The organism is Flexivirga aerilata (genome assembly GCF_013002715.1).
Taxonomy (GTDB): domain Bacteria; phylum Actinomycetota; class Actinomycetes; order Actinomycetales; family Dermatophilaceae; genus Flexivirga; species Flexivirga aerilata.
The window spans coordinates 2,142,863-2,161,861 of record NZ_JABENB010000001.1 but is presented as its reverse complement, the minus strand read 5'-3'; the positions used below and the strand labels follow the sequence as shown (position 1 = coordinate 2,161,861).

Below are 18,999 nucleotides of genomic sequence, written 5' to 3'. Positions count from 1 at the left end.
GGTCAGCCTGCTCTCACGGCTTGCGGGAACTCGCGGGTTGGAAGGTGAGCGGGTACGGCGCGGCCTGCTTGCCGCTCGGCGGCACGCCGCCGTTCTTCAGCGCGTAGCTCATCACCTGCGAGAAGACCGGAGCCGCGACGTCCCCACCGAAGATGCTGCCCTTGGTCGGCCGCTGGATGGTGACCGCGACGACGTAGCGGGGGTTGCTCGCCGGGGCGAAACCGATGAACGAGGCGGTGTAGCCGTCATACCGGCCGAGCGTGGCGTCGTAGCGGTTGGCCGTGCCGGTCTTGCCGGCGATCGAGTAGCCCGGCACCAGCGCGGACTTGGCGGTGCCGTCGCTGGACACCACGCCCTCCATCATCTTGGTGACCTGCGAGGCGACGCTGCTCGAGACCACCTGCTGGGAGGTGCGGTCGTCGGTGGGCCGGGTGAACGTGCCGTTCTCGCCGATGCCGGAGACGAGCTTGATCGGCTCGCGCACGCCGTTGTTGGCGATGGTCGCGAAGATCGACGCCTCCTGGATGCCGGTCGCGGCGACACCCTGACCGTAGAGGACGGTGTACTTCTGGGTCTCGCTCCACTTCTGGAAGGGGCTGAGCACGCCGTCGGACTCGCCCGGGTAGCCGGTGCCGCTGGTCTGGCCGAGGCCGAACTTGCGCATGTAGTCGTAGACCGTCGACGACGGCAGCTTCGACCCGGCGAGCATGGTGCCGATGTTGGAGGACTGGGCGAGCACGCCGGCGAGCGTGAGGTTCTCGGTGCCGTGCACCTCGGCGTCGTGGAAGGTGGTGCCCGCGCGGCTGAGGGTGGGCGGTACGACGACCTGGCTGGTCGGCGTCGCCTTGCCCTCGGCGAGCAGGGCGGACATCGTGATCACCTTGCCGGTCGATCCCGGCTCGTAGGCATCGGTGAACGGCCGCGACTGCAACTGGCCGGACGTGGCCGCGCCGATGTTGTTGTTGTCGAAGCTCGGGTAGCTCGCGACCGCCTTGAGGTTCTGCTTCGGGTCCATGACCACGATCTCGCCGGACAGCGCGCCCGCCTTCTTGACCGCCTGGGAGAGCGCGTTCTGCGCATACCACTGCAGGTCGTTGTTGATCGTCAGCTGGACGTCCTTGCCGTCGACCGCCGGCTTGTCCTTGTTGTCGCCGGTGGCGATCATCGTCCCGTCGGGCGCCTGCTCGTAGACGTGCTTGCCCGGCGTGCCGTTGAGGGTCTTCTGCTCCATCTGCTCGACGCCGCCGCCGGGCTGTCCGCTCGCGTCGACCCAGCCGAGCAGCGGCGCGAGAGCGGTGCCCTGCGGGTAGTCCCGCTCGGAGGCCGCCTCGCTGGAGATGCCCGGGATCTGCAGTGCCTGCACGGTCTTCCACTGCGCCGGGGTGACGCCCTTGGCCAGGTAGGTGAACTGCGACTTCTTCTTCTCCGCCTGCTGCAGCGCGGTGAGGATGGGTTGCGGCTGGGCGCCGATCGCGTTGGCGATGTCGGTCGCCGCTCCGGCCAGGCCCACGGTGCGCACCTGACCGTCGACCCGCTTCTTGTAGACCACGGTCGCGGTGGCGTCCCCGACGATGTCCACCCGGTCGAGGCTGGCGGCCAGGACGGTGCCGTTGGCGTCGACGATCGAGCCGCGCTGGGCCGGGATCGACGACACGTGCAGCCGGGAGTCGAGCGCCTTGGCCGACACCCGCTGGGCGTCGAAGCCCTGGATGCGCAGCAACTGCGCGGCGAAGATGCTGAAGACGAACAGGGTCGCCACGAGCAGCACCCGGGCCCGGCGGCGCGGGTGGCCGACGCCGAGCGCGACCGGCTTGCGCGGACGCTTGGGCGGCATACCCCCGGTCCCCCGTGGCGGCCGCCCCGACCCACCGGTCCCGCGGTCAGTGCGCGCGCGCTGCGGTGTGCGACCGGGTTTCCCGCCTGCCCCCCGCGCCGGGGTCGCGGTCGGACGGCTGCCTCGCACACCCGGTCGGCGGGACGTGCTCACTGGTCACCTCGTGGTGGTCGGCTTCGGGGTGGGCTTGCTGCTGGCCTTGGCCTTGCCGGTGGTCGGCGCGGCCTTCGGCGTCGTCGTGGTCTGCTTCGCCTGCTTGCTCGTCCCGGCCGACGGTTTCGCGGAGGACGTCGCAGACGGCTTGGCGGACGTGGTCGGTGCGGTGGCGGCCTTCTTCGGGTCGGACTTCGGGTCGGACGTGGCTGCTGCCTTCGGGTCCTTCGTCGCGGGCTTCGGCTTGGTGATCACGAGGCCGAGCGAGGCTGCCGACGTGGTCGCGTCCGCCGCCCGAGATGCCGGGGTCGAGGGAAGCGTCCCCACCGTAAACGCGGACTGCGCGCCCGACGCCTTCGCCACGCCGAGCACCTTGCCATCTGCCTTACGCACGTACTTGACGTTCTTGGCCGGCACCAGTCCGAGCTGCTGCGCCCGCAGCGCGAGCTGCTGCGGCGCGGCCAGGTCGTCCAGCTGACTGGAGATCGCCTGCTGCTGGTCGGTCAGGTTGGCCGACTTGGCCTGCAGCTTGTCGATCGCGAACGACTGCTGCGCCCGGCTGGTGTTGAGCAGCAGCAGCGCGATGAGGCCGCCGACGAGCAGGAAGACGCACAGCATCACGAAGCCGACACCGGAGTGTTCGGCCGCGTCCTGGTGCTGCACCACCCGCAGCGAGGGGCGGCTGGTCGTGGCCGCCGGCCGCTTCGGCAGACGGGTCGACTTGGCCGTAGGCCTGGGCAGCGCGGTGAGCTGGCTCATCTCCGGGATCCCTTCGTGGTGCTGCGGATACGTTCGGCGGCGCGCAGCCGGGCTGAGGCCGCGCGCGGGTTGTCTTCGGTCTCGGCGGCGGTCGGCTGCTCGGCCCCGCGGGTGAGCAACTTCAGGTAGGGCGCGTGCTCGGGCAGCTCGACCGGCAGGTCCGGCGGCGCCGTGCTCGTCGCGCCGGCGGCGAGCGCCTGCTTGGTGATGCGGTCCTCCAGCGAGTGGTAGGACAGCACCGCGACCCGGCCGCCGACCGTGAGCGCGTCGATCGCGGCGGGCAGCGCGTCCCGCCATACGTCGAGCTCGGCGTTGACCTCGATGCGCAGCGCCTGGAAGGTGCGCTTGCCCGGGTGGCCGCCGGTGCGCTGCGACGCCGCCGGTATGGCGCGGCGGAGCAGCTCGACCAGGCGCGCGGAGTCGGTGAACGGCGCCTCTTCGCGCTCGCGCACGATCGCCGAGGCGATGCGGCGGGCGAAGCGCTCCTCGCCGTACACCCGCAGGATGCGCTCGAGGTCGGGCGCCGAGTAGGTGTTGAGCACGTCGGCGGCGGTGCGCCCGGTCGTCTGGTCCATCCGCATGTCGAGCGGCGCGTCGACGCTGTAGGCGAAGCCCCGGTCGGACTCGTCCAGCTGCAGCGAGGAGACCCCGAGGTCGAACAGCACGGCGTCGACCTGCGTCACGCCCTGGCCGGCGAGCACGTCGAAGGCCTCGTCATACACCGCGTGGACCGGGCGGAACCGGTCGCCGTATGCCGCGAGGCGCTTCCCGGCGAGGGCCAGCGCCTCGGTGTCCCGGTCGACGCCGTAGGCGATCGCGCCGGGGTTGGCCTCGAGGATCGCCTGCGTGTGGCCGCCCATGCCGAGCGTGCCGTCCACGAAGACGGCGCCCTCGGACTGCAAGGCGGGAGAAAGGATTTCGGTGATGCGAGCAGCGAGGACCGGGGTGTGCCGGTCGGCGGCGTCGCCGCGGCTCGCGCCCATGGCCGGTGTCCTCTCGCAGGTCTGGCGGGTGTGGCAGGTCTGGCGGGTGATGGTGGTCGGTCGGGTGCGCGACACCCGGCGGGTTTCTGAGCCCTGGTCCCCAGCCGCTGTCCCTGCCTGAGCGTTTCCGGCACCGGGGAAGGTGCGCCGGAAACACGTGTCGGGAAGCGGATGGAGGCCGAGGATCAGAACAATCCGCCGGGTATCACCTCCTCGCCCTGTTCGGCGAAGTCGTCCTCGGTCGCTGCGAGGAAGTCGTTCCAGGCCTGGGTGTCCCAGACCTCGACCCGGTTGCCCGTGCCGATGACCGTGCAGTCCTTGGTCAGCCCGGCGTACTCCCGCAGCACGGCCGGGATGGTGACCCGCCCCTGCTTGTCCGGGATCTCGTCGGAGGCTGCGGACAGCAGCACGCGCTGGAAGTTGCGCACGGCGCGGTTGGTGACCGGGGTGTTGTTCATCTCGGCGGCCAGACGCTCGAAGTCGGCCATCGCGAAGACGTAGAGGCAACGCTCCTGGCCCCGGGTGATGACCAGGCCGCCGGCGAGCTTGTCGCGGAACTTCGCGGGCAGGAAGAGCCGGCCCTTCTCGTCGAGGCGCGGGGTGTGCGTGCCCAGGAACATGCACGGCACCTCCTCCTCGAATTTCGCCGCTCACCAACGTGCACCACCCTACTCCACTTCCCCCCACCTGTCGCCCCACCGGGGCGGGTTTTCGCCCGCGGGTCGGGTGTTTGTGCAGGTCAGGGCCGGTGGGGGCAGGTGGGGCGAAATCGCGACGAGGCGCCGGGCCGGGGCGCGAGCTGCGTCATACGGCGGGGTCGTCTCGTGAGTGGATGGCCGTGGAGTGCGGCCGGGCGCCCCTGGATGGAGCAGGTGGAGCAGGGTGGTGGAGCGAAGTGGGGCGCGCGGTGGGGTGCGAAGTGGGGCGCGGAATGCGGGGCGAACCACGAGCGGCGGTCACGCGTTGGAGTGGTTGCGTTGTCGCCGGGTTTGGATCACCACTTCGTTCTTCATCAGGCAGGATCGACACATGTCCTCATCGATCGACACGGGTGCCGCACCGGCCCCGGCATCCGACGCGCACGCGACGCCCGCCACGATCGGGGACGTCCAGCGCCTCGCCTCCGACATCCACCGGTCGGTCGCCGCGGTGATCGAGGGCAAGGACGACGTGATCCGCACCGCGGTCGTGGTGCTGCTCGCCGAGGGTCACCTGCTGATCGAGGACGTGCCCGGGGTCGGCAAGACGATGCTCGCCAAGGCACTGGCCCGCTCGATCGACTCCCCCATGCGCCGCATCCAGTTCACCCCCGACCTGCTGCCGAGCGACGTCACCGGGGTGAGCGTCTTCAACCAGGACACCCGCACGTTCGAATTCCGGCCGGGCGCGATCTTCGCCAACGTCGTCGTCGGGGACGAGATCAACCGCGCCTCGCCCAAGACCCAGTCGGCGCTGCTGGAGTGCATGGAAGAGGGTCAGGTCACCGTCGACGGCACGACCTACCAGCTGCAGAAGCCGTTCCTCGTGATGGCCACCCAGAACCCGATCGAGATGGAGGGCACCTACCCGCTGCCCGAAGCGCAGCGCGACCGCTTCATGGCCCGCATCTCGATGGGCTATCCCCCGGCCGGCGCCGAGGTCGAGATGCTCGACGTCCACGGCGGCGGGTCGCCGCTGGACCGGATGCGACCGGTCACCGACGGCGCGACCGTCGCCCGGATGGCCGACCGGGTCGCGCAGGTCCACGCCAGCCCGGCGCTGCGGCAGTACATCGTCGACATCGCGGCCGCCACCCGCGGCAGCAGTGCGCTCCGGCTCGGGGCGTCACCGCGCGCGTCGCTGCAACTGCTGCGCGCGGCCCGGGCGTACGCCGCCCTGGACGGGCGTGATCACGTCATACCCGAGGACGTGCAGGCGCTGATCGGGCCGGTGCTCGCCCACCGGGTGATCCTCTCCAGCGACAACCAGCACCTGCACCGCGGTGCCGGTGCGGTGCTCGGCGAGATCGTGCGACGCGTGCCGGTGCCTGCCGCCTCCCGATGAGCGGTATGACGGGACGCCCGCGGCGCCGCACCCTCACGCCACGAGGTCGGGGGTTCGTCGGTGCGGGGGTCGTGCTCGCGATCGCCGGGGTCGTGCTCGGCTTCGAGGACATCGTCCGGGTGGGCGTGCTGCTCGTGGCGCTCGCGCTGCTGGCACTGGCCTTCGCCCGCCGTCCCGCCGCGCCGCTCACCGTGCAGCGGACGGTCACCCCCGAGACGGTGATGCCCGACCAGCGCGCCGAGGTGCAGGTGACCTTCACCAACACCGGACGCCGCGCCAGCTCGCTCTACCTCGCCGAGGAACGCGTGGACTACGTACTCGGCGACCGGCCCCGCTTCGTGCTGCCGCGCACCGACGCGGGCGGCACTCGCGAGGTCGGCTACGTGGTGCGCAGTCAGCTACGCGGTCGCTATCCGCTCGGCCCGGTCACCCTGCACCAGCGTGACCCGTTCGGGCTGACGAGCGTGACCCGCACGGTCGACGGGGTCGGCGAGCTGCTGGTGCTGCCTCGGGTGGTGCCGCTCGGCTCGTCGCACCCGCCCGGCGCCGGCCTCGGCAGCGAGGGCGAGACGCCGCAGATGGTCGCGTTGCACGGCGAGGAGGACGTCAGCATCCGCGGCTACCACGACGGTGACGACCTGCGGAAGGTGCACTGGCCGGCGACCGCGCACCGTGGCGAGCTGATGGTGCGCCAGGAGGACCGCCCGGCGCGGCGGTCAGCCATCGTCGTGCTCGACTCGCGCGAGTCGGGCCACCGCGGCAGCGGCGCGGCCGGCTCGTTCGAGTGGGCGGTGAGCGCGGCGGCCTCGATCGTCGTGCGCCTGGAGGAACTCGGTTACCAGCTGCACCTGGCCACCCGGGAGTCGATGGTCGCGCACACCTTCGAGGGCGCCCAGGGCGCCGCCCAGCTGGTGCACGACCTCGCCTCCGCCGACGTCGGCGCCGACCTCGAATTCGGCCAGGTCGTCTCGCACGCCCACGAGCTGGTGCGACTCGGCGGCCTGGTCACCGCGATCGTCACCCCGCACGACGAGAGCCTGCTCGGTGACCTGGCGGCGATGCGGCAGCCGGGCGCCGCCGCGCTCGGTTTCGTGCTGGACACCGACACGTTCGCCGGGGCCGCCGGGCCGACGCCGCAGGCCGCAGCGGTGCGCGACCGGCTCGCCGCCGCGGGCTGGCGGGTGGTCGTCGTCGACGCGCGCACGTCGATCCCGCAGGCCTGGGCGACGGTCAGCAATCGCGCCCTGGTGCAAGTGGGCTCGCTGTGATCGCGCGCGCCCGGCCGACCGAGACCGCGCTCGCGCTCGCCGCGGTGGTCATCGCGGCCTGGCCGCTGACCACGTTGCTGCAGGGCGGCGCTTGGCTGTGGGCGATCGTGCTGGTGAGCGCCGCCGTGCTGACGATCGGTATGGCGCTGCGCGCGGCCGGCACGCCATACGCACTGGTGCTGCTGCTCCAGCTGGCGGCTCTGGCGGCGATCGTGGCGGTGCTCAACGTGTCGGACCACTTCGACGCGACGTTCGTCTCGGCGGTGCAGGACCTGGTCAACGAGGCCAACCGCACCATTCGCGAGTCGGCCGCGCCGGCACCGGTCACGCCCGGGCTGCTGATGATGCTAGAGCTGCTCATCCCCGGCCTGGCGATCACCGTTGACTACCTGTCGGTCAGCTCGCGCCAGCCGGCCCTCGCCGGAGTGCCGCTGCTGGTGATCTACCTGCTCTCGACCTCCAACACCGGCAAGGCGCTCAACCCGGTCTACTTCGTCGCGCTCGCCGCGATCTGGCTGGTGATGGTCGCGCACGGCGGCGGGATGCTGGTGCGTGGCTGGTCGTCGCTGCGCGCGCGGTCGACCACGCCGACGCTGCTGGACGACCAGCTCGGCGTCGCCGGCCTGGCGTCGGTGGCCCGCACGCTCGGCATCGTCACCATCCTCGCGGCCCTGATCCTCCCGGCGATCGTGCCACTGCCCGGCACGCACTATTTCGCGCAGGGTCTCGGGCGCGGCTCCGGCGGTGGGGGCAGCACGGTCGCGTTCAGCACGACCGCCAACCTGGCCAACGACCTGCGCAGCCAGAACACCGACCCGGTGCTCGACTTCACGACGTCCGCGCTGCTGCCGCCGCCGCTGCGGGTGACCGTGGGAGGCACCTACGCCGGTGGTGAGTGGACCGGTTTCCCCGGGGCGGAACAGCTCGACACCGGCGTGAACAATCGCGGGCTGCCGGTGCCGCCCGGCATGCAACCGGCGCCCAATGCGCCCACCGAGACGATGACCGTCACCAACAACACGATGCAGCCGCCGTTCGTGCCGGCGCCGTTCCCGGTCGCCTCGGCCAACTTCGGCAGCACCGCGTGGGGATATTCCGCCTCGACCGTGCAGCCGTTCACCCGCACCACCGCGAAGTCGTATGCCGTGCGCTTCCGCGAACCCACGCCGTCTCCCGACAACGGCCGACGCCCGATCGATCCGAACGGATTCCGCTCCGAGTTGCAGCTCGACCCCCTGTCGGAGCCGCGGATCCGCGCGCTCGCCCGTCAGCTGGGCGGGAGCACCCCGATGGAGCAGGCCACCGCCATACAGGACTATCTGCGGGGGCCCGAGTTCACCTACTCGCTCACGCTGGCGCCGACTCAGACGGTCGCCGGCCGGCGGCTGGACCCGCTGTCCAACTTCCTGGTCACCAAGCAGGGCTACTGCACACAGTTCGCGACCGCGATGATCATGCTCGCCCGCGCCAACGGCATCCCGGCCCGGATGGCGCTGGGCTTCCTGCCCGGGGTGTCCAACGGCGACGACGTCTACCGCGTGCTGCAGTCCAACGCGCACGCCTGGCCCGAGCTCTACCTGGACGGCCTCGGCTGGACCCGGTTCGAGCCGACCCCGGGCACCCGGTCCGGTCCCGCGCCGGACTACGTCGGCAACTCCGACACGGCGCCGGGCGGCGGCCGGGTGCCGGGGTCCTCGCCGTCGGCGTCGAGCTCGCAGGCACCGAGCCGCGCGCCGTCGTCGGTCGCCCCGTCGCCTTCTGCCTCCCAGGTGGCCGCGCCCACCGGCGGCGGCATCGACCTCGGCCGCTACGCGCTGCCGGTGGTGACCGTGCTGGTGCTCGGCCTGCTGGGCGCCCTGGTGCTGCCGCTGCTCGCCCGCCGGCGGCGCGAGGCGATCGGCCGCCGCCTCGCTGGTCACTCGCCGGTCGAGGCGCAGTGGCAGGTGCTGCAGTCACATCTGGCCGACCTCGGCATCCCGCCGCCGGCCGACCGGTCCCCCCGCGCCACCGAGCGCTACTACCGGTCGAGCACCAGCCTCGACGAGCCGGGCCGCACCGCGCTGCACCGCGCCGTGCAGACCCTCGAGACCGAGCGCTACGCGCGGCCGGGCGAGGGATCGCGGTCGATCGCCCGCGACGCCGACCGGCTGTTGCGGACGGTCCGGCGCAATCAGTCGCTGCCGACCCGGCTCGCGGCCCTCGTCATACCGCAGACCGGGCGGGACGTGGTGCGCGATGCGTTCCGGTCGGTGGCCCGCTGGCCGCAGGACCTGCTCGCCCGGCTGCCCCGCCGCCGCTGAGGGCCGCCGGCTCGTCAGGTGCCGGCCCGACTCGTCACGTCCGAAGCCCACTTGTCACGTGTTGGGCCACTTGTCCGCACAATGGGGACTTGTCACGTTCCGAGCCACTGGTCCACAAAAAGGGGACTTGTCACGTGCTGTAGCACGTGACAAGTCCCGTTTTTGTGGACCAGTCCCGTTTTGGTGGACGAGTCCCCTCTTTGCGGACCAGTTTCCCTTTAGTCCAAGTAATCGCGCAGGACCTGCGAGCGCGACGGGTGCCGCAGCTTGCTCATGGTCTTGGACTCGATCTGCCGGATGCGCTCGCGGGTGACGCCGTAGACCTTGCCGATCTCGTCTAAAGTCTTCGGCTGTCCGTCGGTCAGGCCGAACCGCATCGAGACCACGCCGGCCTCGCGCTCGGACAGGGTGTCGAGCACCGAGTGCAACTGCTCCTGCAGCAGGGTGAAGCTGACGGCGTCGGCCGGGACGACCGCCTCGGAGTCCTCGATGAGGTCGCCGAACTCGCTGTCGCCGTCCTCACCGAGCGGCGTGTGCAACGAGATCGGTTCGCGGCCGTACTTCTGCACCTCGACGACCTTCTCGGGGGTCATGTCGAGTTCCTTGGCCAGCTCCTCCGGCGTGGGTTCGCGACCGAGGTCCTGCAGCATCTGCCGCTGCACGCGGGCCAGCTTGTTGATGACCTCGACCATGTGCACCGGGATGCGGATGGTGCGCGCCTGGTCGGCCATTGCGCGGGTGATCGCCTGCCGGATCCACCAGGTGGCGTAGGTCGAGAACTTGTAGCCCTTGGTGTAGTCGAACTTCTCGACCGCACGGATGAGGCCGAGGTTGCCCTCCTGGATCAGGTCGAGGAAGAGCATGCCGCGGCCGGTGTAGCGCTTGGCCAGCGACACGACCAGTCGCAGGTTGGCCTCGAGCAGGTGGTTCTTGGCCTTCTTGCCGTCCTGCGCGATCCACCACAGCTCGCGCTTGAGCTTCATCTCGATCTTCTCGCCGGCGTTGAGCTTCTCCTCGGCGAACAGCCCCGCCTCGATGCGCTTGGCGAGCTCGACTTCCTGCTCGGCGTTCAGCAGGGCGACCTTGCCGATCTGCTTCAGGTAGTCCTTCACCGGGTCGGCGGTGGCGCCGGCGGTGACGACCTGCTGGGCGGGCGCGTCGTCCTCGTCGTCCTGGCGGATCACGAAGCCGCCGGACTCGTTCTCCTCCTCGGGCTTGGCGTCGGCTGCCGCGGCTGCCTGCTCCTCCTCGGTGGGCTCGGCCTCCGGCTGCTCGTCGGTGGCCTTCTTGGCCGGTGCCTTCTTGGCGGCGGCCTTCTTCGCCGGTGCCTTCTTGGCGGCCGCCTTCTTCGCGGGTGCCTTCTCCTCGGCGGCGTCCTCGTCCGCCGGCGCGTCGGCGGTCTTCTTGGCCGCGGCCTTCTTCGCCGCCGGCTTGGCGTCAGCCTTGGGTTCGGCGGCCTTCTTGGCCGGTGCCTTCTTGGCGGCGGCCTTGGTGGCCTTCTGCGCGGTCGACCGGCGGGTCGTCGTGGTCGCGACGGCCCGGGCGGCGGTCTCGGAGTCGAGGGTGACGGCGATGCCGTGCTCGTCCAGGGCGCGCAGCACGGTCTTCATCCGCTGCGGCGCGATCTCGGCCGTCTCCAGCGCGGTCTTCAGCTGCGAGCTGTCGATCGAGCCGTTCGCCTGTCCGATGGCGAGGAGCTGCTGCAACGCGGGATGCGCGAACTCCGTCGGCAACTCGGGGGCTGCGGGGGTTTTCGACACGAGGTCCACCAACTACCTTCCAAAGCTATCGGGTCGTGCTGGCATCACGACGTCGCCGTCCGGGGATGACGGCTACCGAGGTTGGGGTTTCCGGGCAACGCCGCGAGTGCTGCTTCGAGCGCTTCGATGAGTCTCGTTCGAGCCTCACTCGCGAGTGCTTCGACACCATTATAAAACGAGCCGGGGCACGGACCGACCCATCGACCTGCTCTCCTGCGGGTCGGACGGGTTGTTCCGCGCGGGTGCGCACACCGAAAAGCGTTCTGCTCACCACCGATTCGGCTCGACACCCGGACAACGCCGAGGCGGCGACTGCTATTCCGCGGACGGTTTGACAGCCAGCACCGGGCACGCGGAGTCGAGCAGGATGCGCTGGGCGTTGGTGCCGAGGATCAGCTTGCCGACCGGGGTGCGGCGACGCAGCCCGATCACCAGCAGATCGGCCGACTCGTCCTCGGCGATCCGCAGGAGTTCCTCGGTGGCGTCCTCGCCGTTCGGGACGGTGCGCACCTCATAGCTGACATCGAGCTCGCCGAGGCCGGCCAGCTGCTTGCGGGCATCGTCCGCCTGGTCGTCGCCCTCGGAGTGTGCGGAGTCCAGCACGATCAGCGGGGTCTGCCGGACCGACGCCTCCGCGGCCGCCCGGCGTAACGCCGCAGCGCCCTCCTTGGTCGGCACGTATCCCACCACGACTGCCACCGCACCATCACCTCTCTCACGGTCGTCGGTCGGCGAAGGCACGTCGGGCGCGGGGGCCCGTGTGCCGTGACCTGAGTCGACGCTACCCCGACGCTACCCGGACGCGCGCCCCGCCGCAGGTCGCGTCCGCGGTCGATGTGCCGGAGCCGCCACGAGGGGCCCGGTCAGCCGACGCCCAGCCGCCGGTGCCGCCGCGCCCAGATGTCGGCGACGGTCTCGCGCACCAGCGCGCGCACCTGGTCGGTCTCGACCAGGAACCCGTCGTGACCGTGGTCCGATCGCATGAGTCGCACCGGCTCGTCGCCGTATGCCGCAGCCATCTCCTCCGACAGCGGCACCGGGAAGAGCCGGTCCGAATCGACCGCCGCCACCCGCAGCAACCCGCGGTAGGAGCCGAGCACGTCCGACAGGGTGCCGCGACCGCGGGTGACGTCGTGGGTCGCCATGGCCCGGGTGAGTTGCACATAGGCACCGGCGTCGAACCGGGCGACGAGTTTGCCGGCCTGGTGGTCCAGGTAGCTCTCCACGGCGAAGCGGCCGCCCTCCAGCGGGTCTTCGCCGAGCTGCGGCTCGCTGCCGAACCGGCCGTTGAGTTCGGCGGCGCTGCGGTAGGTGGCGTGCGCGATGCGCCGGGCCAGACCGAGCCCGGTCGCGGGGGTGCGTCCGGTGCCGTAGTAGTCGCCGCCGGCATAGGCGGGGTCGCCGGTGATGGCGAGCGTCTGCGCCTGCCCCCAGGCGATCTGGTCGGCGCAGGCACGGGCGGTGCTGGCGATGACGAGCGCGGCGTCGGTGCGATCGGGATATCCGGCGACCCATTCGACCGCGCGCATGCCGCCCATCGACCCGCCGAGCACGAGCAACCACGCGTCGATGCCGAGCGCGTCGGCGACGGCCGCCTCGACCAGCACCTGGTCGCGAATCGTGGTGTGCGGGAACCGCGACCCCCAGTGGCGGCCGTCCGGAGCGATCGACCCCGGGCCGGTCGTGCCGCGGCAGCCGCCGAGCACGTTGACCGCGACCACGAAGAGCGAGCGCGTGTCGAGCGGCTCCCCCGGCCCGATGAGCCCGGGCCACCAGCCGGCGGTCGGCTGGCCGGGTCCGGCGTCGCCGACCACGTGCGAGTCGCCGGTCAGCGCGTGCTCGACGAGCACGGCGTTGCCGGCGTCGGGCGCGAGCCGACCCCAGGTCTGGAAGGTGACCACGACCTCGGGCAGCACACCGGTCTCGAGCGGCACGTCCCGCAGACGGATCGCCCGGCAGGCCGGGTTGGCATCCGGCGGCGGAGCACACCACTCCACTGGGGAGGCGGACGTCGCCCATCGGCTGTGCGTGACGGTCACCGGACCACTCCTCGAACCCCGGGGGCCGGTCTTTAAAAAGGGGGCCCCGCGCTTGCCGGCCGCACTGCGCGGTCGACCTTGTCCTCACCCGGGGCACCCCACCGCGGTGGAGGGTTGCCGCCCAGCCAGCCGGGGCTGTGCTCGCCGATCGCCGCACCTGCGCGGGAGTCAGCGAGCGCTGGGACTCATGACGGTTACGACGGTAGCAAGGTCAGGTCCTCGCCTCCTACGCCGGACGGCGATCCTCTCGCCGGCTGGGACGCAAACCCTCCTGCACGGCGGCGTCGAACAGCTGCGCCAGCTGGCAATCCGGGTCGGCCCGCAACACTCGCTCGAGTGCCATCACGGTGACCGCGCCCGTGCCCATCGCCCAGTGCAGCCCGGCAACCAGCAGCAGGACCGGGACCGCGCCCTCGGGCGGCAGGCACTGCACCCACTCCTTGAGTCGGCCGGCGATCGTGCGGGCCCGGTCACCGAACAACTCGTCGGGGCAACGCGCCGTCGGCGAGGGACCCAGCCGGTCCTGCAACGACGGCCAGAGTGGGCGCAAGCCGGGATCGAGCAGGTCCGGCATCAGCCAGGCCAGTACGGCGTCCCGCACCGGCTGCTGCCGGATCAGGCCGGTGGCGACGGCGAGCACCCCGACCGGCAGCCGCGACACCGGGCAACCCTCGTCGATCAGCACCCGGGCCAGCGCATCGGTCGCGGCTTCGGACCCGACCCGCGGACCGGCTTCCCCAGCGAGCTGTTCGAGCGATTCGAGCCGCCCGAGCCGTTCGAGCCGGTCGAGTTCCGCCCACACCGCCACCGCGACCTCCGGATACCGCTGGTCGAGCTCCCCGGCCAGCGCCTCTCGGTCGGCGACCGGTGCCACTCCGCGCAGCACCCGCTCGGCGATCGCGTCGACGTCACCCTCCGCCGACGGTGCGGTCCACTCCCGAGGACACCCGCCGCAGCTGCAGGCGGCTGCCCACCATCGGTTGTCCCGGGCGTGGATCACGTGGGACAGCACGACTCCCCGATGTCGCAGACGGCGACGAATCGCGGCGACGAATCGGTCCGCGGCGCTACCGGCGTCGTACACCACCGCGATGACGTCGTCGACCGGCAGCTGCTCGACCGGTTGCAACAGGTGCACCGCGGCGACGGTCGCGTGCTCGTCCGGCGGCACGTCGAGCCGCGCAATGACCTGCAGGCGACCATGGTGCGTCGCGATCAGCACGACCGAGTCGTGCGGGGTGAAACCCAGCTCGTAGGGCAGATAGGCGACGACGTCGCCGACACCGTGCAAAGTGCTCATGCCGGCAGCCTCTGCCGGACCGCGGCCGCTCGACAGCCCGAAACCCGGCAGCTGTGGACGAAGCCCGCCCACGCCGGAGGATGTGGAACGCGCTCAGCGCAGGCGTTCGCCCTTGATGGTGCTGCGCCGCGCCTGCTCCCACGCGAGGAAGGCGTCGGTGTCCTCGACCAGCGTCGTCGCGAGCCAGCTGAGCACCAGGGCGTCGTCGGCGAAGCCGATGACGCCGAGCAGCGCCTCAGGCAGCAGATCCACCGGTGAGGCGACGTATGCCGCAGCCGCCGCCACGAGGGCCAGATGCGCCGGACTCACCTGCGAATACTCGCCTTTGGCGACCGCCTTCGTCATACGCGGCAACGCGGCGAGACGGGTAGCGACGCTCGGCCCACCCGGCCGGCTGACCTCCTGCAGGGCTCGTCCGACGCGCCGCAGCGATGCCCAGCGCAGGGCAGGGGCGGCCATCTCAGCTGCCCTGCTGCAGCACCCGCGCGGCCGGCGGGAACTCCTTCTTGGCGACCTTCGCGGTGCGCGTGATGAGGAAGGCGTCGATGCCCGCGCCGATGACGCCGCCGGCGAACGGGATGCCCTTGCCGAGCTTGGTGAGGAGCTTGTCGCTGACCTGGCTGATGAGCCGGAAGCCGACGGCCTTGTTGACGACCATCAGCGCGGTCGGCGGCAGCTGCCTCGTCGCGAGGTTGGCGAGGCGACCGGTGCTGACCACGCCGGCCTTCTTGAGCAGGTCGTCGGAGTCCGCGCCGACCAGCGTGAGCAGCAGCGCCGTGCGAGTGGTCTCGTCGCGCAGGTTGTAGCCGCGGACGGCAGCGATCGCGGCCGCCATCCGGGTGGACAGCACGTAGAAGCCGAGCACGTTGGCCGGCAGCGCGACGATCATCGTGACGAACCCGCCGAGACCGGTGACGAAGCCGGCGGCACCGGCGAGCTTGCGGTGCTGGGAGACGATCGCGTCGACCGCGCGCTCGGGGTCACCCGGGTGGTCGCGCAGCGCCGCCTGGGCGATCTCCTCGGCACTGTCGAAGCCCGCCTTGCCGTCGATCCCGACGGTCAGCAGGTGTTGCGCGAGGCTGAGGGCGGTGCCGCCGAGCGGACCCTTGTCCAACGGCGCGGGCTGCTGGCTTTTCTTCGAACCGAACATGGGCCCATCATGTCAGCCGGGCGCGGCGGCGAAATCACCTCTGCGGGCGAGCCGCCACCCGCCCCTCGATCAGGTATGACGGGGCCGTCTGGTGAGACGGGCACCGAGGGGATGCTTGGGCGCCTCGCCCGCTGGGTACCGTGGGAAACATGTCGCTGCCAGCTGATCCCAGCCCCCAACTCGCCGAGTTCGCCCACCCCGAGCGCCTGGTGACCACCGAGTGGCTCGCCGAGCAGCTCGACTCCGGCACCAAGGACCTGGTGGTCCTGGAGTCCGACGAGGACGTGCTGCTCTACGACACCGGCCACATCCCGGGCAGTTTCAAGCTCGACTGGCACACCGACCTCAACGACCCGGTCACCCGCGACTTCGTCGACGGCGGCATCTTCGCCAAGGTGATGTCCGAGCGCGGGATCGGCCGCGACACCACGGTGGTGATCTACGGCGACAAGTCCAACTGGTGGGCGGCATACGCGCTGTGGGTGATGACGCTCTTCGGGCACCCGGACGTGCGGCTGCTCGACGGCGGCCGCGCCGCGTGGCAGGCCGAGCAGCGGCCGATGACGCAGGACGTGCCCACGGCGGAGCCGTCGGACTACCCGGTGATCGAGCGGTCCGACGGACCGGTGCGCGCCTTCCGCGCCGACGTGCTGGCCCACCTCGGCCGCCCGATGGTCGACGTCCGCTCCCCCGGCGAGTTCAGCGGTGAGCTGTTGCACATGCCCGACTACCCGCAGGAGGGCGCGATCCGCGGCGGCCACATCCCCGGCGCGAAGTCGGTGCCCTGGGCCCGTGCGGTGCGCGAGGACGGCCGCTTCCGGTCGCGCGCGGAGCTCGAGCAGCTCTACCAGGAGGAGCAGGGCCTCGCGACCGACGACGACGTGATCGTCTACTGCCGCATCGGCGAGCGCTCCTCGCACACCTGGTTCGTGCTCAGCCACCTGCTCGGCTTCCCGCAGGTGCGCAACTACGACGGGTCGTGGACCGAGTGGGGCAACTCGGTGCGGGTGCCGGTCGAACTCGGCGAACCGCATGAGTGATCTGCCGGCGCCGCTCGCCGAGCTCATCGACGACTTCACCTCGGTGGGCCCGAAGGACCGCCTGCAGTTGCTGCTCGAGCTCAACGAGGAACTGCCGGCATTGCCGGCGCGGTATGCCGACCAGCCCGGCCTGCTGGAGCAGGTGCACGAGTGCCAGTCGCCGCTCTTCCTCGCGGTCGAGGTGACCGACGGCGTCGTGCGGCTCTTCTTCGACGCGCCGCGCGAGGCACCCACCACCCGGGGGTTCGCGGGCATCCTGCACACCGGTCTCGACGGGCAGTCCGCCGAGGACGTGCTGGGGGTGCCGGACGACACGCCGTTCAAATTCGGGCTGGCCGAGGCGGTGTCGCCGTTGCGGATGCGGGGAATGGTCGCAATGCTGTCCAGAATCAAACGACAGGTGCAGGAACAAACCGGCGGCTGAAACGCCGCCAGTCGATGCGTTAGGTTGCGGCACATGACCAACTCCCCGGGCAACAAGAAGCTCCTCGCCATACCGGCGCTCCTGGCCCTGACCGGCCTCGTGCTGTTGATCATCGGGCTGATGAGCGGCTCCAGCGTGAAGCTCACGCAGTTCTCCAGCGGCAGCAACCTGTCGCTCGACGGCGGCTTCTCGGTCTACAGCGACTCGGCGGCCGACCGCACGGCGAGCACCTGCCAGGCGGGCTCGGCCACGATGGGCCGCCCGACCAAGGAGTTCTCGGTCAGCGCCGACGGCAAGAAGTACTACGAGATCGCCCGCAGCGGCGACAGCTCGAGCTCGGTGTCGGTCACCTGCTCGGGCAACAACGGTTCGCTGTATGCCGGTCAGCGCGCCGACAAGATCGGCGGCGGCTTCCGGACCACGGGCATCGTGCTCGGCACCATCCTGTTGGTGCTCGGCGTGCTCGGTGCGCTGGCGCTGCTGCTGATGGGTCGCAAGAACAAGACCGCTCCGGCCGGCGGACAGCCTGGTTACGGGCAGGGCTACCAGCAGGGCCAGCAGGGTTACGGGCAGGGCTACCAGCAAGGCCAGCCGGGCCAGCAGGGTTACGGGCAGGCTCAGCAGGGCTACGGGCAGCAGCACCAGCAGAGCCAGCACGACGGCTACGGCACCCCGGGAGGCTACGGGTCGACGACGCCGCCATACGGTCAGCCGCAGCAGGAGCAGGCGCCGGCCGGCGGCCAGCAGGCATACGGCCAGCAGAGCCAGCAGAGCCAGCAGCAGGGTTTCGGCCAGCAGAGCTATGGCCAGCAGCAGGGCTTCGGCCAGCAGAGTTACGGCCAGCCGCAAGGCCAGCAGCCCTACGGTCAGCAGCCCACCGGCGAATCCCGTGAGGGCGCAGGCCAGTACGGCTACGCCGCCCCGCAGGGCACCGGCAACAACAACGACAACAACCACGGCTACGGCACCAACCAGACCTCCGACAACAACCAGGGCTACGGCAACAACCAGGGCTACGCGCCGGGTCAGCAGGGATACGGCAACTCCTCCTACGCCGGCCCGGAGAGTGCCGCCGAGCAGGACCGCGCCGCGCACCAGGGCTTCGGCCGGCCGGAGTCGTCGGGCTATGCCGGCGGTGCCGCGCCGGACTCCCAGTCCCCGTCACGAGCAGGCGACCGGGCCGGCAGCCCGCAGTCGGGTTACGCCGGCGGTGCGGCCGGTTACGGCGGGCACGGCGACTCAGGTGCCCAGAGCCCGCAGTCGGGCTACGCCGGCGGAGCGGCCGGTTACGGCCCGGGCGGCGACCAGGCCGACCGCTCCGGTGAGACCCCGCGCAGCCCCGAATCCGGTTACGCGGGAGGGGCTTCCGGCTTCGAGTCGCAGCGCGGCACGCCGACCGACGACTCCGACGCCGCGACGCGGGCCGTCTCCTCCGACGAGGTCAACCGCGCGCTGCGTCCCGAGCAGCAGGGCGGGCAGGACACCGCCCACGACGCGCCGACGCGCGCCGTGTCGTCGGACGAGGTGGGCCGCCTCTCGCACGGCGACCGGCCCTCCACCCCTGCCTACGAGCAGCCGGGTCAGCAGGAGCGGCAGGGCGGCGGTCCGGCCGACGCTGCGGGGCCCGGCGGCGCGCAGGGGTCCTCGCAGGGTTCGGGCTACCCGTCCTACGGCGACCGTTCGGACGCACCGACGCAGGCGATCTCCGGGCTGCCGATCTCGGGCGGTTCGTCGCCCGATGCCGGTGGGCCGGCGGACCTGCACGACCAGCCGACGACCACGACCCCCGCGGTCCGGCCGGACCAGCAGCAGGGTGACGCCCAGCAGGACAACCCGTGGATGCCGCGGCCGGGCAACCGCGAGCACGACGCCGGCCACAACACCGACGGCGACAACAACAGCAAGGGCGAGCGCTGACCGAAGCCCGCACCACACCGCGAGCCCCG

At 71.4% G+C, this 18,999-nt stretch carries 16 protein-coding genes and 1 riboswitch; of the genes, 6 read left to right on the top strand and 10 right to left on the bottom strand.

Features of this window, described 5'->3' with window-relative positions; all coding sequences use genetic code 11:
• Positions 1-13: 13 nt before the first annotated feature.
• The 4 genes from HJ588_RS10145 to mraZ all read right to left on the bottom strand — a co-directional run bounded on the left by HJ588_RS10145 (position 14) and on the right by mraZ (position 4,349).
• Complete coding sequence (locus HJ588_RS10145) at positions 14-1,834, bottom strand: peptidoglycan D,D-transpeptidase FtsI family protein (protein ID WP_171154543.1); 1,821 nt, start codon at positions 1,832-1,834, stop codon at positions 14-16.
• 156 nt (positions 1,835-1,990) lie between these two features.
• Positions 1,991-2,746, bottom strand: a complete 756-nt coding sequence (gene ftsL, locus HJ588_RS10140; protein WP_171154541.1) for a cell division protein FtsL — start codon at positions 2,744-2,746, stop codon at positions 1,991-1,993.
• Positions 2,743-3,729: a 16S rRNA (cytosine(1402)-N(4))-methyltransferase RsmH gene (rsmH, locus tag HJ588_RS10135; protein WP_171154539.1), complete on the bottom strand. Its 987-nt coding sequence runs from the start codon at positions 3,727-3,729 to the stop codon at positions 2,743-2,745. Before rsmH ends, ftsL begins: the two co-directional genes overlap by 4 nt.
• A 185-nt stretch (positions 3,730-3,914) precedes the next feature.
• Positions 3,915-4,349: a division/cell wall cluster transcriptional repressor MraZ gene (mraZ, locus tag HJ588_RS10130; RefSeq protein ID WP_171154537.1), complete on the bottom strand. Its 435-nt coding sequence runs from the start codon at positions 4,347-4,349 to the stop codon at positions 3,915-3,917.
• A gap of 409 nt (positions 4,350-4,758) precedes the next feature.
• Here mraZ and HJ588_RS10125 point away from each other — a divergent pair, with 409 nt between their 5' ends.
• The 3 genes from HJ588_RS10125 to HJ588_RS10115 are packed head-to-tail and all read left to right on the top strand — an operon-like array spanning position 4,759 to position 9,340.
• On the top strand, positions 4,759-5,772 hold the full coding sequence (locus HJ588_RS10125; RefSeq protein ID WP_171154535.1) for an AAA family ATPase: 1,014 nt from the start codon (positions 4,759-4,761) through the stop codon (positions 5,770-5,772).
• Between the two features lie 5 nt (positions 5,773-5,777).
• A complete protein-coding gene (locus tag HJ588_RS10120; RefSeq protein WP_171154533.1) occupies positions 5,778-7,040 on the top strand; it encodes a DUF58 domain-containing protein in 1,263 nt (420 codons plus the stop codon).
• Complete coding sequence (locus HJ588_RS10115) at positions 7,037-9,340, top strand: transglutaminaseTgpA domain-containing protein (RefSeq protein ID WP_171154530.1); 2,304 nt, start codon at positions 7,037-7,039, stop codon at positions 9,338-9,340. The genes HJ588_RS10120 and HJ588_RS10115 overlap by 4 nt, the downstream gene beginning before the upstream one ends.
• 218 nt (positions 9,341-9,558) lie before the next feature.
• Here HJ588_RS10115 and HJ588_RS10110 read toward each other — a convergent pair whose 3' ends face one another.
• The 6 genes from HJ588_RS10110 to HJ588_RS10085 form a co-directional block, all read right to left on the bottom strand.
• Entirely contained in the window at positions 9,559-11,100 is a 1,542-nt protein-coding gene (locus tag HJ588_RS10110; RefSeq protein WP_171154528.1) for an RNA polymerase sigma factor, read from the bottom strand.
• Positions 11,101-11,415: 315 nt separating this feature from the next.
• A complete protein-coding gene (locus HJ588_RS10105) occupies positions 11,416-11,799 on the bottom strand; it encodes a universal stress protein (protein WP_171154527.1) in 384 nt (127 codons plus the stop codon).
• 164 nt (positions 11,800-11,963) lie between these two features.
• On the bottom strand, positions 11,964-13,139 hold the full coding sequence (gene metX / locus HJ588_RS10100) for a homoserine O-acetyltransferase MetX (protein ID WP_343036663.1): 1,176 nt from the start codon (positions 13,137-13,139) through the stop codon (positions 11,964-11,966).
• Positions 13,140-13,182: 43 nt separating this feature from the next.
• A riboswitch (SAM riboswitch) is annotated at positions 13,183-13,332 on the bottom strand.
• Positions 13,333-13,365: 33 nt separating this feature from the next.
• Entirely contained in the window at positions 13,366-14,439 is a 1,074-nt protein-coding gene (locus HJ588_RS10095; protein ID WP_171154525.1) for a DUF4192 domain-containing protein, read from the bottom strand.
• A gap of 93 nt (positions 14,440-14,532) precedes the next feature.
• The gene (locus HJ588_RS10090) at positions 14,533-14,898 is read right to left on the bottom strand and encodes a YkvA family protein (protein WP_171154523.1); all 366 of its coding nucleotides are present in this window, start codon (positions 14,896-14,898) and stop codon (positions 14,533-14,535) included.
• A gap of 1 nt (position 14,899) precedes the next feature.
• Positions 14,900-15,589 carry an EcsC family protein gene (locus HJ588_RS10085; RefSeq protein ID WP_171154522.1) on the bottom strand — a complete coding sequence of 230 codons (690 nt, stop codon included), beginning with the start codon at positions 15,587-15,589 and terminating at the stop codon, positions 14,900-14,902.
• A gap of 149 nt (positions 15,590-15,738) precedes the next feature.
• On the opposite strand from HJ588_RS10085, the gene HJ588_RS10080 reads away from it, so the two are divergent.
• From HJ588_RS10080 to HJ588_RS10070, 3 genes are read left to right on the top strand one after another with little or no spacing between them, the layout of a single operon-like run.
• Positions 15,739-16,629, top strand: a complete 891-nt coding sequence (locus tag HJ588_RS10080; RefSeq protein ID WP_171154520.1) for a sulfurtransferase — start codon at positions 15,739-15,741, stop codon at positions 16,627-16,629.
• Positions 16,622-17,053 carry a SufE family protein gene (locus tag HJ588_RS10075; protein WP_171154518.1) on the top strand — a complete coding sequence of 144 codons (432 nt, stop codon included), beginning with the start codon at positions 16,622-16,624 and terminating at the stop codon, positions 17,051-17,053. Before HJ588_RS10080 ends, HJ588_RS10075 begins: the two co-directional genes overlap by 8 nt.
• Positions 17,054-17,086: 33 nt before the next feature.
• A complete protein-coding gene (locus tag HJ588_RS10070; RefSeq protein WP_171154516.1) occupies positions 17,087-18,970 on the top strand; it encodes a hypothetical protein in 1,884 nt (627 codons plus the stop codon).
• The last annotated feature ends 29 nt before the right edge of the window (positions 18,971-18,999 follow it).

Bases quoted from the DNA above. Each gene is read 5' to 3' on its own strand.
- HJ588_RS10145 (WP_171154543.1), bottom strand. From the start codon at position 1,834: ATGCCGCCCAAGCGTCCGCGCAAGCCGGTCGCGCTCGGCGTCGGCCAC.
- ftsL (WP_171154541.1), bottom strand. From the start codon at position 2,746: ATGAGCCAGCTCACCGCGCTGCCCAGGCCTACGGCCAAGTCGACCCGT.
- rsmH (WP_171154539.1), bottom strand. From the start codon at position 3,729: ATGGGCGCGAGCCGCGGCGACGCCGCCGACCGGCACACCCCGGTCCTC.
- mraZ (WP_171154537.1), bottom strand. From the start codon at position 4,349: ATGTTCCTGGGCACGCACACCCCGCGCCTCGACGAGAAGGGCCGGCTC.
- HJ588_RS10125 (WP_171154535.1), top strand. From the start codon at position 4,759: ATGTCCTCATCGATCGACACGGGTGCCGCACCGGCCCCGGCATCCGAC.
- HJ588_RS10120 (WP_171154533.1), top strand. From the start codon at position 5,778: ATGACGGGACGCCCGCGGCGCCGCACCCTCACGCCACGAGGTCGGGGG.
- HJ588_RS10095 (WP_171154525.1), bottom strand. From the start codon at position 14,439: ATGAGCACTTTGCACGGTGTCGGCGACGTCGTCGCCTATCTGCCCTAC.
- HJ588_RS10090 (WP_171154523.1), bottom strand. From the start codon at position 14,898: ATGGCCGCCCCTGCCCTGCGCTGGGCATCGCTGCGGCGCGTCGGACGA.
- HJ588_RS10085 (WP_171154522.1), bottom strand. From the start codon at position 15,589: ATGTTCGGTTCGAAGAAAAGCCAGCAGCCCGCGCCGTTGGACAAGGGT.
- HJ588_RS10080 (WP_171154520.1), top strand. From the start codon at position 15,739: ATGTCGCTGCCAGCTGATCCCAGCCCCCAACTCGCCGAGTTCGCCCAC.
- HJ588_RS10075 (WP_171154518.1), top strand. From the start codon at position 16,622: ATGAGTGATCTGCCGGCGCCGCTCGCCGAGCTCATCGACGACTTCACC.
- HJ588_RS10070 (WP_171154516.1), top strand. From the start codon at position 17,087: ATGACCAACTCCCCGGGCAACAAGAAGCTCCTCGCCATACCGGCGCTC.